Consider the following 16,797-nt stretch of genomic DNA (forward strand, 5'->3'; position numbering starts at 1 on the left):
ACAATCGGATTCGTCTGATAGTGAGAGGCTGGAGCATAAAGAACATCACACTCATTGATAAGTTTTATTGTTACGCCTAACCTTGCTGAGATAAGCCTTTGAGATCATTAGATAGTGACAATAAAAAAGACCGCGATATTCGCGGCCTTTTCGATTCAAGCATAAGCAGAATTTAGAACGGGATATCGTCGTCAAAATCCATTGGTGGCTCATTGTACTGCTGCTGTGGTTGCTGCGGAGCCTGCTGTTGTTGCTGTTGCTGAGGCGCATTGTACTGCTGCTGAGCTGGTTGTTGAGGCTGACCCCATCCACCTTGCTGCTGCTGTTGACCGCCCATTGGTGCGCCGCCACCTTGACCACGACCGCCAAGCATTTGCATCACGCCGTTGAAGCCTTGAACAACGACTTCAGTTGAGTAGCGATCTTGACCGCTTTGGTCTTGCCATTTACGAGTTTGCAGTTGGCCTTCAATGTATACTTGAGAACCTTTACGCAAGTACTCACCTGCTACTTCCGCAAGCTTGCCGAACAACACAACACGGTGCCATTCCGTTTTTTCGCGCTGTTCGCCAGTCGCTTTATCACGCCATGAATCAGAAGTCGCAATAGTAATGTTTGCTACTGCACCGCCGTTCGGCATGTAACGAATTTCAGGGTCGTTACCTAGATTCCCCACCAAAATAACTTTGTTAATTCCACGGCTGGCCATGATGTGCTCCGTTTCACTCTGGATATATAAAATTTTAGCGCATTAGAATAGCACGCTTTAATGTTTTGATTAAAGTCTAATACCATTGTGATCTAATGAGTCACCTACTAGAACCCAAATCGCATTTCAACTTACGCCTGTAGCATTTTTGATTCGCGTTGCAGACATCGTTTCGTGAAGCTTTGAATTCGAACGCATTTATTCAGTAAAGCTATGGTTATAACCTCTCTTTAATGCCAACTTATGGCCTTTATTGAACGCTGGGAGATTTGAACACGTGAGAAAGTCGGCTTACGCAAGAAAGCTATTTCTGATCAGTATGGAAGATAATGCGCAAAAAAAGGTGGCGGCACTCGAAAAATACATTGATATGAGCATCCCGGTGATTTCGACCGAAGCACTCATGGAAGCTAAGCCACAGCATCGTAATAAAATCCTACTGATCGACTTCAGTGAACATAAATCACTCGTTCAATCGATCAAAAACTTACCGCTGGTATGGAAGAACTTTGAAACCGTTGTGTTCAATGTCCCTAAAAGGCTGACCACGGATGAGCTTCTTTCATTTGGTCAACTAAAGGGGCTGTTCTATTCCGAAGATACGCTAGAGCAAATTGGAGAAGGATTAAAAGGCATTGTTAACGGTCAAAACTGGCTGCCGCGTAATGTAACCAGTCAACTTTTACACTATTACCGTAACGTCATTAATACTCATACTGCCCCAGCTACGGTAGACCTAACCATTCGCGAGCTGCAAGTACTGCGTTGCTTGCAAGCTGGCGCCTCAAACAGCCAAATGGCCGAGGAATTATTTGTCAGTGAATTCACCATCAAATCGCACTTGTATCAGATATTCAAAAAGCTATCAGTGAAGAATCGCGTTCAAGCAATCGCTTGGGCAGATCAAAACTTAATGTCATGATGCGATGCCGCGACTCTTATGACTAAAATGACGAGTCGCTCATCTTTTTTCCGCACTGAGTCTCACACTTTTTCCTACTTTATTCATGATTCATTGACGACTCTCGTGTTAAAGTTATGCGCAGATTCTTGATAATAACGAGATAGGATATTCCCCCAATGATTAAAAAATGTCTGTTCCCTGCTGCAGGCTATGGCACTCGCTTCTTACCGGCAACGAAATCTATGCCAAAAGAGATGATGCCAGTCGTAAATAAACCGCTTATTGAATACGGCGTTGAAGAAGCAATTCAAGCTGGTATGAACGGCATGTGTATTGTGACAGGTCGTGGCAAACACTCTATCATGGACCACTTTGATAAGAACTACGAACTAGAACACCAGATTAGCGGTACCAATAAAGAAGAGCTATTGGTAGATATCCGTGAAATCATTGAATCTGCAAACTTCACTTACATCCGTCAACGCGAGATGAAAGGCTTAGGCCATGCGATTCTGACCGGGCGTGAACTGGTGGGTGACGAACCATTTGCCGTCGTTCTTGCTGATGACCTTTGTGTCAACGAAGAAGAAGGCGTGCTAGCTCAAATGGTGGCGCTATTTAAACAGTTCCGTTGTTCTATCGTTGCCGTACAAGAAGTCCCAGAAGATGAGACTCACAAATACGGCGTTATCTCTGGTGAAATGATCAAAGATGACATCTACCGCGTAGACGACATGGTAGAAAAACCGGAGAAAGGCACGGCACCAAGCAACCTTGCGATCATTGGTCGCTACATTCTGACCCCTGATATTTTCGAACTGATTGAAAATACAGAGCCAGGTAAAGGTGGTGAAATTCAAATCACTGACGCGCTACTTAAACAAGCAAAAGCGGGCTGTGTCTTGGCTTACAAATTCAAAGGCAAACGCTTTGACTGTGGTAGTGTTGAAGGTTACATCGAAGCAACCAACTACTGTTTTGAAAACCTTTATCTAAAAGATGAAAAAGCTTCAGAGTTAGGTAAACACGCAACACAAAAAGCGGTATAAAGCATCGTCGTAGTACGAAATTATTGTTTCTAAAGCCCAGCATTATGTTGGGCTTTTATTTTTACTGTTTTTTTATCCAGTAATTTTCTTTGCACATTTCTCACACTATGTAATACTTGCCCCACTTGGTTATACATAGAGCAAAAACGATGGATAAAATAGAAGTTCGCGGTGCCCGAACCCATAACCTCAAAGACATTAATCTTACAATCCCTCGCGATAAACTGATTGTCATTACTGGGCTAAGTGGCTCCGGTAAATCCTCTCTCGCTTTCGATACATTGTATGCAGAAGGCCAACGACGCTACGTAGAGTCTCTCTCTGCCTACGCTCGTCAGTTTTTGTCTCTGATGGAAAAACCCGATGTCGACCACATTGAAGGGTTATCACCCGCGATTTCTATTGAACAGAAGTCTACTTCTCATAACCCGCGTTCAACCGTCGGTACAATTACCGAAGTGTACGACTACTTACGTCTGTTGTATGCTCGTGTAGGCGAACCACGCTGTCCAACGCACCATGCCCCTCTTGCCGCACAAACCATCAGTCAAATGGTGGACAAAGTTCTGGAGATGCCAGAAGGCAGCAAAATGATGCTGTTGGCCCCTATTGTCAAAGAGCGTAAAGGTGAGCATGTTAAAACGCTTGAGAACCTGGCAGCTCAGGGCTTTATTCGTGCGCGTATTGATGGAGAGACATGCGATCTATCTGATCCTCCAACGCTAGAGCTACATAAAAAGCACACCATTGAAGTCGTGGTCGACCGCTTTAAAGTTCGTCCAGACCTGCAACAGCGCTTAGCCGAATCTTTTGAGACAACGCTCGAATTATCAGGAGGAATTGCGGTTGTCGCGCCAATGGATGGAGACGGTGAAGAGATTATTTTCTCCGCCAACTTCGCTTGTCCACAATGTGGTTACAGCATGCAAGAGTTAGAGCCGCGACTTTTCTCATTCAACAACCCTGCTGGTGCATGTGGCACTTGTGATGGTTTGGGTGTGCAGCAATACTTCGATCCAAGCCGAGTAATTCAAGATGATTCATTAAGCTTGGCACAAGGTGCGATTCGCGGTTGGGATCAAAAGAACTATTACTACTTCCAAATGCTCACCTCATTGGCTGATCATTATGGTTTTGATCTCCATGCACCTTTTAACTCTCTGCCAAAGAAAACGCAAGATGTCATTCTAAAGGGCTCAGGTCGTACTGAGATTGAGTTTAAATACATCAACGATCGTGGCGATATTCGCGTTAAGCGCCATCCATTTGAAGGTATTCTGAATACCCTAGAACGTCGTTATCGTGATACAGAATCCAACTCTGTCCGTGAAGAGCTTGCGAAATACATCTCCACTAAATCTTGTTCAAGCTGTGGTGGTACTCGTCTGCGCCTTGAAGCACGTAACGTGTTTATTGCTGATACGACACTGCCTGAGATTGTTGAACTTAGCATTGCTGATGCATTGGAATTCTTCCATTCCTTGAAACTGGAAGGTCAACGAGCCCAAATCGCTGAAAAAGTGATGAAGGAAATCAACGACCGCCTGCAATTCTTAGTTAACGTCGGTTTGAACTATCTAAACTTGTCTCGCAGCGCCGAAACGCTCTCTGGTGGTGAAGCCCAACGCATTCGCTTAGCCAGCCAAATTGGGGCGGGTCTTGTTGGTGTGATGTATGTTCTGGACGAACCGTCGATTGGTCTCCACCAGCGTGATAATGAACGCTTATTAAGAACGCTCACTCATTTGCGTGATTTAGGTAACACCGTACTTGTAGTAGAGCACGATGAAGATGCGATTCGCTGTGCGGATCATGTCATAGATATCGGTCCTGGCGCTGGCGTACACGGTGGTAATGTTGTCGCGGAAGGCACCATGGAAGAGATCATCGCAAATCCGAATTCTCTGACAGGTCAGTACTTAAGTGGCGTTAAAGAAATCGCAGTACCGAAAGATCGCACGCCGCGTGATCCGAAAAAAACGGTTGAGCTCTTAGGCGCAACAGGTAATAACCTTAAGAACGTTAATCTCTCTATTCCTGTTGGGTTATTCAGCTGTATTACAGGGGTATCTGGCTCAGGTAAATCAACGCTGATTAATGATACTTTCTTTAAAATTGCTCACACCCAACTCAACGGAGCAACAACGGCTCAACCTTCACCTTATAAATCGATTAAAGGCCTAGAGCACTTCGACAAGGTTATCGATATCGATCAAAGCCCAATTGGTCGTACACCTCGCTCTAACCCTGCAACCTATACGGGGATCTTTACCCCAATCCGTGAACTGTTTGCAGGCACACAAGAGTCGCGTTCTCGCGGTTACAAGCCGGGCCGTTTTAGTTTTAACGTACGCGGTGGTCGTTGTGAGGCCTGTCAGGGTGATGGTGTCATTAAAGTTGAAATGCATTTCCTACCAGACGTTTATGTGCCATGTGATGTATGTAAAGGTAAGCGCTACAACCGTGAAACACTTGAAGTACGCTACAAAGGCAAAACCATTGATGAAGTGCTAGAAATGACGGTCGAAGACGCCCGAACGTTCTTTGAACCCGTACCTGCTATAGCACGTAAGCTACAGACTCTAATGGATGTTGGCTTGTCTTACATTCGCCTAGGTCAAGCGGCAACGACACTCTCCGGTGGTGAAGCACAGCGTGTGAAATTGGCGCGAGAGCTATCCAAGCGCGATACAGGAAAAACCTTGTACATTTTGGATGAACCAACAACCGGCCTGCACTTCCATGATATCCAGCAGTTGCTCACCGTGCTGCACAGACTTCGCGACCACGGAAACACTGTCGTGGTGATCGAGCATAACCTGGACGTCATTAAGACTGCGGACTGGATTATCGATCTAGGACCTGAAGGGGGACAGGGTGGCGGCGAGATAATCGCTCAAGGCACACCGGAAGATGTGTCGCAAATCGAGGGTTCGCACACAGCTCACTTCCTTAAGCCTATGTTGAAGTAGAAAAAACAGGTAAAGTACCGAGACCAGCAAGTGCTGGTCTTTTTTCATTCAAAACAACGCAATAACTATGGCTACTATACATGTAAGTGGAACAAAGCTTTCTCCCGAAAAAGTACAGGTTCCCCTCAATCGCAAGTTTCTCATTGCCTTGGCAACACTATTTGTGTTGGCAATGCACTTTTTCATGCCCAACCCCGGCGGTTCAGGGCTTTCACTTTCCTTCAATGCGACAACTTGGATTACTTTTAGCTTTGCATTAGGCATTGGGTGCTACCAACTCGCGAATAATCGAGCGCTACGTTACTCAAAATTAACCATCGGCTTGTTCATTAGTGCTCTTATCATGACGGTGCCCATTCTGTACCCAAATGCGAATAGCAGTTTGGCAGCCAACAAGCTCATTGGTCTGTGGTGTGGTGTCCTGTTTTTTATTGTCTTACAACAATTTCATTTCAGTAATAAACATCGCCAACGCCTGTTATGGTTTATTGTCCTTGCGGTTGTTATCGAAGCCATTTTTGGTCTGACACAATATCTGTATCTCAAACCAGGCAATCCGTTTGGTTACGACACGATGGCCAATCGTCCTTATGGTATTTTCCAACAGCCTAATGTAATGGCCAGTTTTCTTGCGACAGGATTGGTGATTGCCAGCTATTTACTTGCACGTCAGCCCTACAAATACGACCGTAAGTTAAGCGATGTTTATCTTCTCTATGCAGTGCCAGTTTTAACCTTACCATTGATTGTGGCGTTGGCTTCACGCACTGGTTGGTTAGCATCGATCATCGCCGTGTTGTTGGCCATCCCATACATGTATCGCTTTGCGACCAAAGGGCGCTTTATCCGCTGGGTTACGTCGCTTGTCACTGGGCTCGCACTCTCAGTCGTTGTCATGTATCTTGCCTTTCCTGATGGAAGTGGGTTAGCCGCAGAAAAAGTAAACATGGAGTCTCCTCGAGCGTATACTTTTCCGCAAACATTAGACATGGTGATTGAAAAGCCTTTTACTGGCTATGGATATGGCAAGTTTGAATCTGAGTACATGCTGTATACGGCTCGTCAACATGCCCTAAATGAGAATTACCCAGCTGGTTTGCCAGCCATGGATCATCCGCATAACGAGCTACTTTACTGGGGAGTAGAAGGTGGTTTGCTGCCAATACTCGGCATCTTCTTAGCGATGGCACTGGTACTGTATCGAATCTATCAAGCCAAACGCGGAACTCGTCTTGCGTTGCTGGCCTTGTTTATACCTATCGTATTGCACTCACAACTGGAATACCCTTTCTACCACTCTCTCGTACATTGGTTGATCTTCGTTATCCTGCTGTACTGGGTCGATCAGCGCGTCTCTCGTTATCGACAAGTCGGCTTTAGTAATGTGACCAAAAGCTTGCTGCGAGTCTTTAGTTTGGTACTTCCCGTTACGTTTACGTTTTACATGGTAAGCGCATTGCATACGAACTATGTATTGACGAAGTTTGAGACCACTAGGCCAACTAACCCTGATATTCTGAATCAAGTCAGTAACCCTGTAGTTTGGAAAGACAGGTTTGATTGGGATGTCTATAGCACGTTTTTAAACATTGGGCTGTACCAACAAGACGCAACCTTGATTCAGCCTTATATCGATTGGTCGCTAAAAATCATCAAAGATAAGCCTCGCCCTGCATTTTATAATAATTTGATTTTGGCCTACCAAGGCTTAGATGACTCAAGTAAAGCGGAGCAAATTAGAGCTGAAGCGCAGTTTTTGTTCCCGAAGATTGATTTCAGTGACGTCAATTACCAACCACCTTCTCAAGCAATCTCTGCCTCACCAGCCCCCATTTCAGGAGCTGAGTAATAAATACCAAAAAGCGAAGGGATGACCTTCGCTTTTCTTTATCTCATTGCGGTATAGTTTTATTCAGTGAGTGACTCTTCTAACGCTTTTAAGCACAGCGCAACGTTTTCAGATCGAGCGCCGTAACCCATTAAGCCAATACGCCACGCTTTACCAGCTAATGCCCCAAGGCCTGCACCAATTTCTAGGTTATAGGTTTCTAGCAAGTGAGCACGAACTTTTGCTTCATCAATTCCTTCAGGCACGTAAATCGCATTTAATTGTGGCAACCGATGGGCTTCGTCCACAACAAATTCAAAGCCTAACTTTTGTAAGCCATTTTTGAGTTTTTCATGCATCAGTTGATGACGAGCCCAAGCGTTTTCTAATCCTTCATTTTTCAGTATCAATAAAGCTTCATGAAGCGCATACAAGCTATTAACTGGCGCCGTATGATGGTAACTACGCTTACCTTCTCCACTCCAATAGCCCAACACTAAACTCTGATCGAGGAACCAACTCTGTACTGGTGTTGTTCTTGCTTGAATCTTTTCAATTGCGGCAGGAGAAAACGTCACGGGTGAGAGTCCTGGTACACATGACAAACATTTTTGACTGCCAGAGTAAACCGCATCCAGTTGCCATTCATCCACTTTTAACGGCACACCACCAAGTGACGTCACCGCATCAACAATAGATAATGCATTATGCTGCTTCGCCAGCTTGCCCAATGCTTGAGCATCACTGACTGCACCAGTTGAGGTTTCGGCATGCACAAAAGCAAGAATTTTTGTATCTGGGTGCTGTTCGAGTGCTTGCTCGACTTTATCAATGGAAACAGGCGTCCCCCATTCATCATCGACGATAACAACTTCACCACCAGCACGGACGACATTTTCGCGCATGCGTTCACCAAAAACACCGTTACGGCAGACGATCACTTTGTCGCCTTTCTCGATCAAGTTTACAAAGCAGGTTTCCATCCCTGCACTACCTGGCGCTGAAACCGCAATAGTGAACTCATTGTCAGTTTGAAAGGCATACTTCAATAGCTGCTTGAGCTCATCCATCATACCGATAAACAGAGGATCAAGGTGACCTACGGTAGGACGGCTTAGCGCTTGTAACACTTGAGGATAAATATCAGAAGGACCAGGTCCCATTAAAATACGGTGAGGCGGAATAAAGCTTTGGATCGACATGTCAGCTCCTTGATTATCTTTTATCCTGAGCATTCTAAAAGTTCTATTCAATAACATGGCTCAGGTGTAGGGTTCTTCACCCTAATAGATTTTTCCTCTATCAGCAATTAGCCGTAAGTATGGAGGTCAAACCAGTGTCACAAAATCGTTAATAAAAAACACCATAAAGGTTGAAATATTGATTGACATTAAGGCCTCAAAACCGTTCAATGTTTGAGCTTTATGTAGAAGAGGAGCGCTACCCAGGTAGATGATTTGTGGAACCGCAATTCCAACACCAATCATTGAGGGGGAGTAGTGCCGAGGTAAGTCAAAGTTGCAGGATTTGACTTGTCGGTTGAATTGGGCTGAATCCCATCAACTGTCATCAGCGCAGTCTGATGAAGGGCTTCTGAGGGTAAATTTTTCAAACAGCATTCTAAATACCTCTCTTTTTGCTCTGTTCCTTTTCTCACTAAACATTGGATGTACAATTTTTTAGGAAGTCGTGGGAGAACGCAGTGAGCGCATTTAACGTAGCTAAATTCGGTGGAACCAGTGTTGCCAACTTTGAGGCAATGAGTCGTTGTGCCACCATTATCGAAAACAATCCAACTACTCGCCTGGTCGTGAGCAGCGCTTGTTCTGGCGTCACCAACCTATTGGTGGAACTCGCCAATGGTGTACAGGATCAAACGCACCGTACTGAGCTGCTGCAAAATCTGGCCAACATTCATGACGCCATTTTAACTCAGCTCGAAGACAGCACAAAAACTGCTGCCGAGGTGTATGCCATATTAGATACCGTAACCAGCCTTGCCGAGGCTGCATCTATCCAAGCTAGTGCGAAGTTAACCGATCATTTAGTCGCATGTGGTGAGCTCATGTCGACGCACATTCTAGCTCAGTTAATGTGTGAGCGAGGCATTCAAGCAGTGCGCTTTGATATCCGCGATGTGCTGCGTACTGATGACAACTTTGGTCGCGCGGAGCCAAACATTGAAGCAATTTCGACGCTTGCGCAAGATAAACTCGTACCACTTTGCCAACAATCCGTTGTTGTTACTCAAGGCTTCATAGGATCTGACGAAGCCGGTAATACAACAACACTAGGTCGAGGAGGCAGCGATTACAGCGCCGCCTTAATTGCTGAGAGCGTCAAAGCGGCAGGGTTAGAAATCTGGACTGATGTACCGGGCATCTACACAACAGACCCGCGAATTGCGCCAAAAGCCTCACCAATTCCCGAGATCAGCTTTAGTGAAGCTTCAGAAATGGCTAACTTTGGCGCTAAAATCCTTCACCCTTCTACGCTAGTACCCGCATTGCGCCACGACATTCCGGTATTTGTAGGGTCATCGAAAGAGCCAGAAAAAGGAGGAACTTGGATTCGCCACCAAGTCGAAAGCTCACCGTTGTTCCGTGCGCTAGCTTTGCGTTGTAACCAAACCATGGTAACGCTACGCAGCGCCAATATGTTCCACGCATACGGCTTCTTAGCAAAGGTCTTTGAGATCCTTGCAAAACATAAGATCTCTGTCGATTTGATCACGACATCTGAAATCAGTGTATCGTTAACACTTGATCAAACCGATACATCCGGCGGAGCACCACAGCTGCCGCAAGCTGTACGAGAAGAGTTAGAAGAGCTATGTAAGGTAGAAGTTGAACATGACCTATGCCTCGTTGCTCTCATTGGTAACAACATGAGTGAGAGTAAAGGCTACGCGAAACAGGTTTTTGGCACGCTAGAAGACTTTAACCTACGCATGATTTGTTATGGTGCTAGCCCTCACAACTTATGCTTCTTGCTCCATGAATCGGTATCGAAAAAAGCCATACAAAAACTCCACACCGAGTTGTTTGAGAAGTAAGTTCAACTCAATAAAACAAAGGGCTGCGTATCTGCAGCCCTTTGTTGTTTCAATAGTTGTTACATTTGAACGAGGTAAACATCAATTTAACCGTTAATGTTTGGCCCTAACCATTTTTCAGCCTCGATCCTATCCCACCCCTTACGATCGGCGTAGCTCTCTAGCTGATCTTCTTGGATCTGTGCGATCGCAAAGTAACGTGAGTCAGGATGAGAGAAATACCAACCAGAGACTGACGCGCCCGGATACATTGCATAGCTGGAGGTTAGAGTCATGCCAATATTCTCTTCCACATTAAGTAGCTCCCAAAGCGGTCCTTTTTCAGTATGCTCAGGGCACGCTGGATAACCCGGCGCAGGGCGAATACCTTGGTATTTTTCACGAATGAGATCATTGTTAGATAAATCTTCATCCGCAGCATAACCCCAAATTTCTTTACGGACACGCTCATGCAAATACTCAGCAAACGCTTCGGCTAGGCGATCCGCCACCGCTTGAATCATAATTGCGTTGTAATCATCTCCCTGTGCTTTGTATTCATCAGCAAGCTCTCGTTCACCAATACCACCAGTGACAGCAAATGCCCCTATCCAATCATGTTTACCCGACTCTTTAGGTGCGATGTAGTCGGATAAACAATAGTTAAATCCTTTTGGTTTCTCGGTCTGTTGACGCAAGTTACGCAGTACTTTCACAACGTTGGTACGAGTTTCATCAGCATAAACTTCAATGTCGTCCCCCACGCTCGCAGCAGGGAATAAGCCACACATTCCACGCGCTTTTAACAGGCCTTCTCGCTCAACTCGATCAAGTAACTCGTTGGCATCTTCGAATAAACGTTTTGCTTCTTCACCAACTTCTTCATGTTGGAAAATTGTTGGATACTTACCCACAAGTGACCAAGTCATAAAGAATGGTGTCCAATCGATGTATTGACGTAATATAGCCACATCAAAATCATCGAAGATATGAATGCCAGGCTTAACAGGCACTGGAGGAGTGTAAGCTTCCCAATCGATCGCAACTTTATTCGCTCGAGCAGCTTCTAATGTCACTGGTTTGGTTCTCGGTTTCTTTCGATTATGTTGATCACGTACTCGTTCGTAATCAGCTTCAAGTTTTTCAACAAATTCAGGGCGACGTTCATCTGACAATAGAGAAGTACATACGCCCACCGCACGTGAGGCGTTATTCACGTAAACAACTGGATGCTTGTAATTTTGCTCAATCTTAACTGCTGTATGGGCTTTTGACGTTGTTGCGCCACCGATGAGAAGAGGTAAGTTAAAGTCGAGACGCTCCATCTCTTTTGCAACATGCACCATTTCGTCTAATGAAGGCGTGATCAACCCTGACAAACCAATAATATCGACGTTCTCTTCTTGCGCTACTTTTAAGATCTTTTCGCAAGGAACCATGACACCAAGATCGATAATTTCATAGTTATTGCACTGCAATACAACGCCTACGATATTTTTCCCGATATCGTGTACATCACCTTTTACCGTCGCTAACAAGATCTTACCGTTTGTTTGTCCCACCTGCTTTTCTGCATTGATGTAGGGCTCCAGATGCGCTACTGCTTGCTTCATCACTCGGGCAGATTTTACGACCTGAGGAAGGAACATTTTACCTTCACCAAACAAGTCTCCGACGACGTTCATCCCATCCATTAGTGGGCCTTCAATCACCTCTAATGGCTTTGAAGCATTGACACGAGCCTCTTCGGTATCATCAACGATAAACTCGGTTATTCCTTTCACTAACGCGTGTTCTAAACGCTTTTCAACAGGCCAAGTTCTCCACTCAAGTGCAGAGGCATCCTCCTCTTTACCTACCCCTTTGCCTGCGTATTCCGCCGCGATATCTAACAACCTCTCAGTGGCATCATCGCGACGGTTAAGAACGACATCTTCCACAGCCTCACGCAGCGTTTCAGGCACGTTATCGTAGATTTCTAACTGACCCGCATTCACGATCCCCATATCCATACCATTTTTAAAACAGTGATAGAGGAACACCGCGTGAATCGCTTCACGCACATAGTTATTCCCTCGAAAAGAGAACGAGACGTTAGAAACCCCACCCGAGATCATCGCGTGTGGTAAATCACGTTTGATATCGCCAACGGCTTCAATGAAATCCACCGCGTAGTTATTATGCTCCTCGATACCCGTAGCAATGGCAAAAATGTTCGGGTCAAAGATGATGTCTTCTGGTGGAAAGCCCACTTCATCAACGAGAATTCGGTAAGCGTTGGTACAAATTTCCACTTTGCGCTCACGTGTATCTGCTTGCCCTATCTCATCAAACGCCATCACAATCACAGCCGCACCATAACGGCGAATCAACTTAGCTTGTTCAACGAATTTCTCTTTGCCTTCTTTGAGAGAGATCGAGTTAACAATGCCTTTGCCTTGGATGCACTTAAGACCGGCTTCAATAACCTCCCACTTGGAAGAGTCGACCATGATTGGTACTTTTGAGATTTCAGGTTCTGACGCACAAAGGTTTAAAAATCGAACCATACAAGCTTGTGCATCCAACATGCCTTCATCCATGTTGATATCGATAATTTGAGCGCCATTTTCAACTTGTTGACGAGCCACATCGAGCGCTTCATCGTACAGTTCTTCTTTAATCAAGCGCTTAAAACGCGCAGAGCCAGTTACATTCGTACGCTCACCGACATTGATGAATAAAGAGTCTTTATCAATGGCGAGCGGCTCTAAGCCAGACAAGCGACAAGCAACGGGAAGGTCAGGCAATTGACGAGGGGCGACATTTTCAACCGCGAGTGCCATTTGGCGAATGTGCTCTGGAGTTGTGCCACAACACCCACCAATCAAGTTTAAAAAGCCACTTTGAGCCCACTCTTGAACATGCTTAGCCATATCTTCTGGCGATAAATCGTATTCGCCGAATGCATTCGGAAGCCCGGCATTTGGGTGAGCGGAAACAAAAGATTCTGATATACGCGAAAGCTCTTCAACATAAGGACGAAGCTCATCTGGGCCCAGCGCACAGTTCAAACCAAACGAAATCGGTTTAACATGACGTAATGAGTTGTAAAACGCTTCTGTAGTTTGACCTGATAATGTTCTACCGGAAGCATCAGTAATAGTCCCCGAGATCATCACAGGTAACTCAATACCCATCTCTTCAAACACACTTTCAACAGCAAATGAACAAGCCTTAGCGTTAAGAGTATCGAAGATGGTCTCGATAAGAATAAGGTCAGAACCACCTTTAATCAGCGCTCGAGTCGATTCAGAGTAAGCCTCAACTAACTCGTCGAAAGAAACATTTCGATATCCAGGGTCGTTTACATCAGGAGAGATAGAACAAGTGCGGTTCGTCGGCCCTAAAACCCCTGCGACATAACGCGGTTTATCGGGTGTTTTTGCGGTCCATTCGTCTGCAACTTCACGTGCAAGCTTGGCAGCAGCAAAGTTAATTTCTTCACTTAGGCTTTCCATCTCGTAGTCAGCCATCGCAATGGTTGTTGCGTTAAACGTGTTGGTTTCGAGAATATCTGCACCCGCTTCTAAATATGCAGCGTGAATTTCCTTGATAAGTTGAGGCTGACTTAGAACCAACAGGTCGTTGTTACCTTTTAGATCACAATGCCAATCCGCAAAGCGCGTTCCTCGATAGTCTTGCTCTTCAAGTTTGTATCCCTGAATCATGGTTCCCATACCACCATCAATCAAAAGAATACGTTGCTTCAATTGAGCTTCAATCTGTTGTCTTACGTTACTTCCCACAGTACAGCCTCATTCCTTTAGTTATCTTTCCATCCTATCACACAAACTTCAGGAGTCTAGACGTCTAAACGTGGAATTAATGATTATTTTATCTCCTTCTTAACTTACAAAATAATCGCGAAAAAATGTTTGCTATTTAAGCAGCATCAGTCGAGAATCCCATTCATAAAATGTTACAAATAGAGAGCTCTATGTCGGTCTATCATACTTTATGTTTTCTATCCGCAGCTGCGATGCTAATTGCTTTTGTAAACAGCAAGATAGGAAAGATGCAAACCACCATTGCGATTACCGCAGGTTCAATGGTGCTTTCACTTCTAATCTTAATTGCGGGTCAAAACAACTGGTTCCATCTCACCGAAATTGCGACGGAGACGGTCACAAGGATCAACTTCGAAGATTTCTTGCTCAAAGGCATTCTTGGCTTCTTACTATTTGCGGGTGGATTAGGCATCAAACTCCCGAACCTTAAAGATCAAAAGTGGGAGATCACTGTTTTAGCCCTTGGAGCCACCCTGTTTTCCACTTTCTTTATCGGGTTTGCGCTCTACGGATTCTGTCAGTTAATTGGCATCCAATTTGATTTAGTCTACTGCTTACTTTTCGGTGCACTTATATCGCCAACTGACCCAATCGCTGTACTGGCTATAGTTAAAAAGCTCGATGCTCCCAAACGTATCTCCACCCAGATTGAAGGAGAGTCGCTCTTCAATGACGGCTTCGGTTTGGTTATCTTTGTCACTCTATTTACGATTGCATTTGGTACTGAGGCACCAACTGTAGGTAGTGTCACCTTACTCTTCATCCAAGAAGCTATCGGTGGTATCACTTATGGTTTCGTACTCGGTTTGCTATTCCACTACTTAATCAGTGCCACCGATGATCACTCAATGGAGTTATTACTTACCATTGGTGTCCCAACGGCAGGTTACGCATTTGCTGAATACATCCATGTATCAGGACCATTAGCGATGGTTGTATCTGGTATTATGATTGGCAACTGGACACGTTTTATTGGCTTTTCAAAAGAGAGTGAAGATCACCTTGACCACTTTTGGGAGCTCGTCGATGAGTTCTTGAATGGCGTGTTATTCCTACTGATCGGTATGTCGATGCTGCTATTTGAATTCCACAAAGAAGACTGGATCATGATGGCTATATCAGTCCCTCTTGTACTAGCAGCTCGCTATCTAAGTGTATTTCTTTCTTACATAGGCTTTAAACGTTACAGAAAATATAACCCGTGGTCAGTACGTATTTTGACGTGGGGCGGTTTACGCGGAGGCCTGGCACTAGCGATGGCACTTTCTATTCCATCAGGTATTTGGGTGATTCAAGATAAGTTAATCGATGTAAAAGAGATTATTCTTGTAATGACCTACTCCGTCGTTGTTTTCTCTATCCTCATTCAAGGCTCAACAATCACCCCAATGATTGAAAAAGCAAAAGATGAAGAGAAGAAAATGGAAGAGAACAACCAAGCAATAACCACTCCAGAGCATACGGAGCCAGTGGACTCTTAAAGACACGTAACTTAATAGATAAAAAGCAGCTACCTAGCTGCTTTTTTCATAACTAATTTTCAGACTCCCCTTCAAGGACGAATGCTCCTTATTCTTTGATATACCTTCAAATATACTAAGAATCGCTACGCTACATTTTCATAGATACTAACTATTGCCGATAGATAGTATTCATAGACGAGCCTTTTAATTTACCCATTTTCATCTGTATCACTTCTCTTCCCTTGGCAATATAGGCTCCTCGCAAACATCAAAGCTAAACTTCCACAACACTTAACAATGAGCGACTTTGTATTTGTATAGAGAAAGAAGCATTGAGGATGATTGCGAGATCACTCCCCCAAACGGGCTTGAAATCCCACCAAACTAAGGTCTGAGCTAGCACTCAGGTTGTTCAAGCCCTTAGCAGAAGTTTAGAGTCCTCATACTTGATCTCAGCGACACTGAACTTATATTCAAAGTTGTTCTGTTTTCGAGATAGAAACAAAGCGACACCTCGAACGACTAAGTTCTGTCACATGGCTAGATATTTCTAATATGTTATAGAGGAATCTTTGGTAAGCATGTGCTGGTACTCAAAACGAGAGCTCGAGACTAGCATCAACTAGTTCATGACAGGGCTTAGAAAGCATAGCGAAGAGGGAAGCCTGCCTCTCGATGCAAGGTTTCAATATGGAAATGAGGTTAAGGTAAATCGGGTAACCAAAACGAAAAAAGCCCCAGTCTTTCGACTGAGGCTTAATATAAGTGGCGGAGTGGACGGGACTCGAACCCGCGACCCCCGGCGTGACAGGCCGGTATTCTAACCAACTGAACTACCACTCCGCAGTGGTATCACTCGCTTGTAATCAGCAAGTGTCCATAATTTAAAGCCTGGCGATGTCCTACTCTCACATGGGGAAGCCCCACACTACCATCGGCGCTATTTCGTTTCACTTCTGAGTTCGGCATGGAAATCAGGTGGGTCCAAAACGCTATGGTCGCCAAGCA

The 16,797-nt window shown here is 44.9% G+C and carries 9 protein-coding genes, 1 tRNA gene, 1 rRNA gene and 1 riboswitch; of the genes, 6 read left to right on the plus strand and 5 right to left on the minus strand.

Features of this window, described 5'->3' with window-relative positions:
- Window positions 1-172: 172 nt before the first annotated feature.
- Window positions 173-709, minus strand: coding sequence for a single-stranded DNA-binding protein (locus tag L3V27_RS21215; protein ID WP_012841367.1), 537 nt, complete (start codon window positions 707-709; stop codon window positions 173-175).
- Window positions 710-986: 277 nt separating this feature from the next.
- Between L3V27_RS21215 and L3V27_RS21220 the strand changes: the two genes are divergently transcribed.
- From L3V27_RS21220 to L3V27_RS21235, 4 genes are all read left to right on the plus strand, one after another.
- A complete protein-coding gene (locus tag L3V27_RS21220) occupies window positions 987-1,631 on the plus strand; it encodes a LuxR C-terminal-related transcriptional regulator (RefSeq protein ID WP_005397417.1) in 645 nt (214 codons plus the stop codon).
- Between the two features lie 158 nt (window positions 1,632-1,789).
- On the plus strand, window positions 1,790-2,662 hold the full coding sequence (gene galU, locus L3V27_RS21225) for a UTP--glucose-1-phosphate uridylyltransferase GalU (RefSeq protein WP_005397418.1): 873 nt from the start codon (window positions 1,790-1,792) through the stop codon (window positions 2,660-2,662).
- A gap of 149 nt (window positions 2,663-2,811) precedes the next feature.
- Window positions 2,812-5,634 carry an excinuclease ABC subunit UvrA gene (uvrA, locus tag L3V27_RS21230; RefSeq protein ID WP_237312691.1) on the plus strand — a complete coding sequence of 941 codons (2,823 nt, stop codon included), beginning with the start codon at window positions 2,812-2,814 and terminating at the stop codon, window positions 5,632-5,634.
- Window positions 5,635-5,701: 67 nt separating this feature from the next.
- Complete coding sequence (locus L3V27_RS21235) at window positions 5,702-7,483, plus strand: PglL family O-oligosaccharyltransferase (RefSeq protein WP_237312692.1); 1,782 nt, start codon at window positions 5,702-5,704, stop codon at window positions 7,481-7,483.
- A gap of 59 nt (window positions 7,484-7,542) precedes the next feature.
- Here the strand turns inward: L3V27_RS21235 and L3V27_RS21240 are convergent, their stop codons facing one another.
- Entirely contained in the window at window positions 7,543-8,664 is a 1,122-nt protein-coding gene (locus L3V27_RS21240; RefSeq protein ID WP_017821323.1) for an alanine--glyoxylate aminotransferase family protein, read from the minus strand.
- 220 nt (window positions 8,665-8,884) lie between these two features.
- A riboswitch (Lysine riboswitch) is annotated at window positions 8,885-9,063 on the plus strand.
- A 101-nt stretch (window positions 9,064-9,164) separates the two neighbouring features.
- Between L3V27_RS21240 and lysC the strand changes: the two genes are divergently transcribed.
- Complete coding sequence (gene lysC / locus L3V27_RS21245) at window positions 9,165-10,517, plus strand: lysine-sensitive aspartokinase 3 (protein ID WP_104974744.1); 1,353 nt, start codon at window positions 9,165-9,167, stop codon at window positions 10,515-10,517.
- A gap of 86 nt (window positions 10,518-10,603) precedes the next feature.
- Here the strand turns inward: lysC and metH are convergent, their stop codons facing one another.
- Window positions 10,604-14,284 carry a methionine synthase gene (gene metH, locus L3V27_RS21250; RefSeq protein ID WP_167426195.1) on the minus strand — a complete coding sequence of 1,227 codons (3,681 nt, stop codon included), beginning with the start codon at window positions 14,282-14,284 and terminating at the stop codon, window positions 10,604-10,606.
- A 191-nt stretch (window positions 14,285-14,475) separates the two neighbouring features.
- On the opposite strand from metH, the gene L3V27_RS21255 reads away from it, so the two are divergent.
- Window positions 14,476-15,807, plus strand: a complete 1,332-nt coding sequence (locus tag L3V27_RS21255) for a sodium:proton antiporter (RefSeq protein ID WP_041852885.1) — start codon at window positions 14,476-14,478, stop codon at window positions 15,805-15,807.
- 748 nt (window positions 15,808-16,555) lie between these two features.
- Here the strand turns inward: L3V27_RS21255 and L3V27_RS21260 are convergent.
- Window positions 16,556-16,632 (minus strand) — tRNA-Asp (locus L3V27_RS21260).
- 46 nt (window positions 16,633-16,678) lie between these two features.
- A 5S ribosomal RNA gene (rrf, locus tag L3V27_RS21265) occupies window positions 16,679-16,795 on the minus strand.
- Between the last annotated feature and the right edge of the window lie 2 nt (window positions 16,796-16,797).

The organism is Vibrio sp. J2-3(2022) (genome assembly GCF_021725735.1).
Classification (GTDB): Bacteria; Pseudomonadota; Gammaproteobacteria; order Enterobacterales; family Vibrionaceae; genus Vibrio; species Vibrio diabolicus.